The sequence below is a fragment of the Pantoea sp. Pa-EAmG genome (genome assembly GCF_030024295.1).
GTDB classification, from domain to species: Bacteria; Pseudomonadota; Gammaproteobacteria; order Enterobacterales; family Enterobacteriaceae; genus Pantoea; species Pantoea dispersa.
On record NZ_JASEWO010000345.1, the window covers coordinates 1 to 1,416 of the forward strand.

The 1,416-nt window shown below is 53.0% G+C and carries 4 protein-coding genes; 1 reads left to right on the forward strand and 3 read right to left on the reverse strand.

All coding sequences use genetic code 11. From position 1 onward, the window contains the following. Window positions 1-166 (forward strand): MscL family protein (locus QMM04_RS22470; protein ID WP_282997105.1); only part of this gene is annotated, 166 nt, incomplete at its 5' end. A gap of 18 nt (window positions 167-184) precedes the next feature. Here the strand turns inward: QMM04_RS22470 and QMM04_RS22475 are convergent. The 3 genes from QMM04_RS22475 to QMM04_RS22485 are packed head-to-tail and all read right to left on the reverse strand — an operon-like array spanning window position 185 to window position 1,264. Continuing rightward, window positions 185-403 carry a ribosome alternative rescue factor ArfA gene (locus QMM04_RS22475; protein ID WP_021508226.1) on the reverse strand — a complete coding sequence of 73 codons (219 nt, stop codon included), beginning with the start codon at window positions 401-403 and terminating at the stop codon, window positions 185-187. Window positions 404-453: 50 nt separating this feature from the next. Further along, window positions 454-891, reverse strand: a complete 438-nt coding sequence (gene zntR, locus QMM04_RS22480) for a Zn(2+)-responsive transcriptional regulator (RefSeq protein ID WP_211724941.1) — start codon at window positions 889-891, stop codon at window positions 454-456. Between the two features lies 1 nt (window position 892). Beyond that, on the reverse strand, window positions 893-1,264 hold the full coding sequence (locus QMM04_RS22485) for a DUF1992 domain-containing protein (protein ID WP_021508224.1): 372 nt from the start codon (window positions 1,262-1,264) through the stop codon (window positions 893-895). Between the last annotated feature and the right edge of the window lie 152 nt (window positions 1,265-1,416).

Genomic DNA, 1,416 nt, shown 5'->3' on the forward strand with positions numbered 1-1,416 from the left:
ATTTGACTTCATCATCGTGGCGTTTGCCATCTTCATTGCCATCAAAGTAATGAATAAACTGTATAAAAAAAAAGAAGTGGAAAAACCAGCGCCTAAACCGACTAATGAAGAAGTGCTGCTGACCGAGATTCGCGACCTGCTTAAGCAACAAAATAATAAAGTGTGATGAATAAAAGCCGCCTCTTCAGGCGGCTTTTTTGTCACTAAAGCAGAAGGCCAGAGGTAAACATTGTTGCTTACCGCTGGCCTCCTGATTCGCTCCCTTCGCGTGTTTATCTTTACGCCGGTAGCTGCCTTTCCCCTTCTGATTACGTTCAACACGCTGGCGATACAGCGGATCGTGTAACAGAGCTTCCAGGGCGTTATCGTTAATTTTGCCTTTTCGATGCTGATAGTGACTCATATCGTCCTCCGGTTAGTGATGGCGCAACTATAGTCCCTGCGCGCCAGAATTCAATCCTTGCTACAACAAATTTCAGGATGCGGATCTTCACCGGTTTCCAGTGCCTCGAGGATCGAACAGCAGGCGCTACTGTGGCGGTCGCCACAACAGGTTTCCGCCAGCCGTTGCAGCGAGCGCTGAATGGTTTGCAGTTCGCTAATCATACTGTTCACCTCATCCAGCCGTTTCGCCACGATTGCTTTTGACTCTTCACAGGTGTGATGCTCTGGATCGATGCGGATCGACAGCAGGTCGCGGATCGATTCCAGGCTGAAACCAAGCTGCCGGCCGTAACGGATAAAACGCAGGCGCTGCAGATCGTTATCGCTGTACAGGCGGAAGCCGCCCTCGGTGCGTACCTCATGATCCATCATCTGCTGCTTTTCATAAAAGCGGATGGTGTCCGGCGTCACGTCCGCCAGTTTTGCCAGCTGGCCAATGCGATACATACTATTTCTCCTGCTGTAACCGCTGACCGATCGCCGGGCGGTATTCGCCACGCAGAAAATCGGTGCTCATGCCGGCCTGCTGCAGTTTCATCTCCAGCAATGTCAGGCGCTTGGCCAGTTCGCGCGCCTCGTTGTCATCAGGATCGAGTTCGCGAAGCAAATCGCTCAGTGCCAGCGCGTCGCGGCGCATCTCCAGTTCCGGTGGGAGATAGCCGGCGTTTTTCAGCAGTCGCCAGGCACTGCGCAATTCCGCCGGCACACCACTGTCATCGTCCAGCGTGAGCGGCGCACCCTCACCAGGCAGATTGCTCAGCTCACCCTTTTCCTGCGCGGCGCGGATGTGTTGCTCAGCCAGCTGATCGATAAGCCACATAGAAACCTCCTGCAGGCATGTCTGCCAACAGCATAGCGAATGGAGGGGAAATGGGAAGAAATGACAGGCAATAAAAAACCCGCCGAAGCGGGTTTTTTACGTTACTGCAAATTACTCTGCAGCAGCTTCTGCTTGAGCTTCTGGACGATCAA